We start from the raw sequence: 4,483 nt of genomic DNA, 5'->3' as shown, positions 1-4,483 counted from the left end.
AGCGCCTGAACGGCGCGGCCCCCTCGTCCAGTTCCTCGGGTGGCTGTCATGAGTCGCGCCCGTCGATCCTTTCCGCCCGCGCTGCTGGATTCGTTGCGGGCAATGACGGTGCAGGAAACGCTAGACCGGCTGGGCCTGTACTGGAAACGTGATCCTGGCTTTGTGCCGGTGAAGGACAAGGCTACGGTGCGGCTGAATGTGTCCATTGGTGGCGGCGGTGTTGAGCTACTGGCGACCGGGCCGAAGTGGTACGACACGCGGAAAGAGCAGGGCGGCGGTGCCATCGACCTGGCCATGCACCTGTTCAGATTGTCATTTGTGGATGCGGTCAAACGGCTGTCGCCTTGATCGTGTTTGCAAGATGCCTCCGGCGGCCCTGCCGGGGGCCACTCGCCGCCGTGAGGCTCGGGGGGCAGGGTGGCGGTCTTCGCCCTTCGTCCTGCCCCCACTCGCTCAGGCTGGGGCGCTCCGAGGGCATCAAGCGACTTTCGCGGCATCAACGGTGCCCCCCTACGGGCTACCCCCTTTATTCCACGGTTCGCTTGACCCCCTCTCCACTAGTAGGCGGCCCGTGGCGGCGTTTTCTCGACGTGGCCCTGCCTGCCCCCTTTCTTACCTTCTCAAAACGCGCTGTAGGCCCGTTTCTGGCCGGAGCCGGGCGGCGGGCGGAAAGCTCCGCTTTTCGTTCGACGGCTGGCCGACAACGAGCCGAAGGCGAGGCGTCAGCACGGTGTTTCACCAAAAACGAGCAGCCGACCGGGCAGCGGTACGTTACGAAAACCGCTTGCGTATCGTATCTGTATTGCGTATCATATCTGTATTGATACGATTTACACCGATACGGTACGAAAGGAGCAACGATCATGGCACGTCAGGGCATCACTTTTGAGCAGGTCGCCGCCGTCGCTGATGCGCTGGCAGGCGAGGGTCAGCAGCCGACCATCCGGGCGGTGCGGGAGCGGTTGGGCGACACCGGCAGCCCGAACACCATCCACAAGCATCTGGCCGCGTGGCGTGAGGCTCGCCCGGTGGCCGCCGCCGCTGCGCCGGAACTGCCGCAGGCGCTGACCGCTGCCATTGCCGCCGAGATCGAGCGGGCCGCATCGCGGGCACGCGGCGAGATCGAGGGCCGTCTGGTGCAGGCGCAGGCGGAGGCCGCCGAACTGGCCGCCGCTGGCGAGGTGCTGGAAGACGAACGCGACGAGCTGGCCGAGCAGGTGGCCGTGCTGACCACTGAGCGCGACACGCTGGCAGGCAAAGCCGCCCAGCAGGCCGCCGACTTGGCCGAGGCGCAGCAGCGCATCGAGCGCGAGCAGCAGGCGGCAGAGTCTGCGCGGCTGGAGGTGGCAACCGCCCGGCACAAGATCGAGGCGCAGGCCGAGCGCGTGAGCGAGCAGGCCGCCGAGCTTGTGCGCCTACGCGCCGCATTGGCCGAGGCACAGCAGGGCCGCACCGCCGCCGAACAACAGGCCGCCGTGCTGGCCGCCAAGCTGGAGGCGTGCGCCGACCGTGTGAGCCGCGCAGAGGCCCGCGCCGAGCAGATCGAGCAGCAGGCCGCCAAGGCTGCACAGGCCCACGACACCGCCCGCGCCGCAGCAGCGCAGGAAACCCGGCAGGCGCAGGCCGAGCGTGACGAGGCTCGCAAGGTGGCAGCAGAGGCCCGCGAGCAGGCCGCACGACTTGCCGGGCAGCTTGAGGCGCTGCGGAAGGCAGATCCTGTCCCCGCCGTTTTTCCCCCCGCATCGACTGGCGTATGATGTGGTTATCGGTGGCGTAGTTGGTTAGAAGCAAGCCATGTTTTCGCTTCGCTCAAACGGCTTGGCATGGGCTGCGCCCCTGCACCCCGGCGGCGCTCCCTTCGGTCGGCACCGCCCGCCGCATTCACTCGTTGGAGGCTCGTTCATGACGGCAGAAACAACCCCACCGCGCAAAGGCAGAGGAGGCCGCCCCAAGGGCGACCCCTCCGCCGTGCGCGCCTCGACCATTGGCGTCCGGGTGTCGGCGGAGGAATACGCCGCACTCCGGGCCAAGGCCGATCAGATGGGCATGACCCCGGCACAGTGGCTGCGGGAAGCGGCGCTATCCCGACGCCTACCGTCGCCACCAGTCCCGCCCATCAACCGCGAGCAGTACGCCGAACTGGCGAGACTCGCGGCCAACCTCAACCAGCTAACCCGGCTGGCGAACGAAGGCCGCCCCGTCACCGTTGCCGACGCGCTTTTGCAGCGGCTGGCCGGTGAAGTCGGGCGGCTTCGGCTGGCCCTCATTGGCGCGGGTGGCGGCGAATGATTGCCAAGATGGTCAAGGGCCGCGGCTTCCGTGGGGCGCTGGAATACGACCTCACGAAAGAGAAGGGCCGCGTCATTGATAGCAACATGGCCGGGCAAAACCCGCGAGAACTCGCCGCAGAATTTGGCGAGATTCGCAAGCTTCGCCCGAACTTGGGCAAGGCAGTTATGCATGTTTCGCTATCCGCCGCCCCCGGCGAAAAGCTTACGGATGAGCAGTGGCGGGAAGTCGGGCAGCGTTATTTGCGCGGGATGGGCTTCAAGGACAACCAGTTCGTCATCACCCGGCACACCGACACCGAGCACGAGCACATCCACATCTTGGCGAACCGCATCACCCACGCCGGCGAGGTGGTCAGCGACGGGCAGGACTACAAGCGGCAGGAAACCATCATGCGAGAGATCGAACGGGATTACGGCCTGCAACGGGTGGCCCCGAGCATCGAGGCCGAGCGCAAAGCGCCGACCAAGGGCGAGATCGAGCAGCACGCCCGCACCGGCCAGCCCAGCGCCCGGCAGCAGCTCCAGCAGATTTGTGACGCGTGCGCCAGGGATTGCCGCAGCTTCAGCGAGTACCAGGAGCGACTGGAGGCGGCAGGCGTGGAGGTGGTGCCGGTGGCCCAGCTCAACGGCGCGAAGCTGTCCGGTCTGTCGTACCGGCTGGACGGCGTGACCATGAAGGGCAGCGACTTAGGGAAGGGCTACACCGCCGCAGGCATCCAGAAAAGGGGCATCAGCTATGAGCAAGACAGAGACTTTGCGGCAGTCCGCCGCAGCATCGAACGAGACGCGGCTAGAGCGTTTGGCGAGCCAGATCGAGACAGTGAGGCAGGCCAAGCACCAGAGCGCGGAGGACTTGGCCGCGACGCTGGAGCCGCTGGCCCAAGCAATGGCGGCGCTGGCCGACGAGACCCGGCAGACGCTGGCCGAGATCGACCGCAAGAGCCGGGAGCAGGGCGAGACGTTCACGCGCCAGCTATCGGAGTCGGTGAAGGGCTACAAGGACGCGGTAGCTGCAGCGAGCCAAGCCGCCGAGAGCCTGAACCAAGCCGGGCAGCGGATGGAGTGGAGGCACTACGGCCTAGCCGTGGTAACGGGGTTGGTTACGGCGGCGCTCGTGAGCGGCTTTTGGCTTTGGCTGGCCCCGCCCAAGGTGCAGAACATGCTGGACGCGCAAGCGGTGGCGGAGTACCTGAAACCCGCCGTGATCGAAGCCTTGAAGCCATCCAGAGGCAGGTGACGGCGCTGGACGTGCCGCGCTTCGAGGTGGGCATCCGGGAGGCTAAGACCGGCCAGATGATGAACCGGGAATGGAGCCGCGCCGAGCTGGAGCAGTCCGCCGCGTGGCTCAAGCGGATGAACGCCAAAGGCAACGACGTGTATATCCGCCCGGCTGGCGAGCATGGCCTAGTGCTGGTCGATGACCTCAAGCCGCAGGCTCTGGAGCGCATGAAGGCGGAAGGATTCGCCCCCGCTGCGACCATCGAAACCAGCCCCGGCAACTATCAGGCGTGGGTCAAGCTGTCGGATAAACCGTTATCCGCAGACGTGCGGCGCATCGCGGCGCAGGGGCTGGCGAAGCAGTACGGCGGCGACAGTCGCCACTATGGGCGGCTGGCAGGCTTCACCAACCAGAAGCCGCAGCACGCCCGTGACGGTCGCCAGCCCTACGTACTGGCCCACGACTGCCCCGGCAAGGCCGCCAGATCCGCGCCATCGTACCTAGAACGCATCGAGCAGCACCTAGACAGGGCAGCGGCCCAGCAAGAGCGGGAAAAGCGCCTAGAGGCGCTGGAAACGGCCAAGCCGGGCGGCTATGGCTCGCAATACGACCCGGTGAAGGAGTACCAGCGGCAGGCGCAGCGCCTGATGCAGCGGTACGGCAAGGAAGCCGACTTCTCCCGGCTGGACTGGATGATTGCCACGGACATGGCGAAATCCGGGCGCTTCACGGCGCAGGACATCGAGAAGGGCATCCTGGAATGCTCCCCGCACGTTGAGAGCCGCAAGGCGGGCCACGTCGAGGACTACGCCCGGCGCACGGCGGCCAATGCGTGGGCAGCGCCAGAGGTGCAGGCCCACCGGCAGGAGCAGGAGCAGGAGCGAGAGCGGCAAGCACAGCGCAGCCGCGACCGGGACGGCCCCGGCATGATCCGTTGAGACTTTCCCCCAGCCCAGCAGGGCGTGGGGGCTGT

At 67.0% G+C, this 4,483-nt stretch carries 5 protein-coding genes and 1 pseudogene; all 6 read left to right on the top strand.

Annotation, left to right across the window (positions count from 1 at the left end; genetic code table 11):
* The first annotated feature begins 48 nt into the window (after window positions 1-48).
* Entirely contained in the window at window positions 49-348 is a 300-nt protein-coding gene (locus tag KYC_RS27610; protein ID WP_023277449.1) for a hypothetical protein, read from the top strand.
* A 515-nt stretch (window positions 349-863) separates the two neighbouring features.
* The gene (locus KYC_RS27605) at window positions 864-1,757 is read left to right on the top strand and encodes a DNA-binding protein (protein WP_008168811.1); all 894 of its coding nucleotides are present in this window, start codon (window positions 864-866) and stop codon (window positions 1,755-1,757) included.
* Between the two features lie 145 nt (window positions 1,758-1,902).
* Window positions 1,903-2,289 carry a plasmid mobilization protein gene (locus tag KYC_RS27600; protein ID WP_008168810.1) on the top strand — a complete coding sequence of 129 codons (387 nt, stop codon included), beginning with the start codon at window positions 1,903-1,905 and terminating at the stop codon, window positions 2,287-2,289.
* Window positions 2,286-2,699 (top strand): annotated as a pseudogene (locus KYC_RS30175) (relaxase/mobilization nuclease domain-containing protein); the annotation flags it as partial. The gene KYC_RS27600 and the pseudogene KYC_RS30175, both read left to right, overlap by 4 nt.
* Window positions 2,700-3,027: 328 nt before the next feature.
* Window positions 3,028-3,528: an IncQ-type mobilization protein MobB gene (locus tag KYC_RS27590; RefSeq protein ID WP_008168805.1), complete on the top strand. Its 501-nt coding sequence runs from the start codon at window positions 3,028-3,030 to the stop codon at window positions 3,526-3,528.
* Window positions 3,525-4,448, top strand: coding sequence for a RepB family DNA primase (locus KYC_RS27585; RefSeq protein WP_008168803.1), 924 nt, complete (start codon window positions 3,525-3,527; stop codon window positions 4,446-4,448). Before KYC_RS27590 ends, KYC_RS27585 begins: the two co-directional genes overlap by 4 nt.
* Window positions 4,449-4,483: the final 35 nt, after the last annotated feature.

This window comes from Achromobacter arsenitoxydans SY8 (genome assembly GCF_000236785.1).
Classification (GTDB): Bacteria; Pseudomonadota; Gammaproteobacteria; order Burkholderiales; family Burkholderiaceae_B; genus Achromobacter; species Achromobacter arsenitoxydans.
Note: the sequence above shows the minus strand (reverse complement) of the source record. Positions and strands in the feature narration are given on the sequence as shown.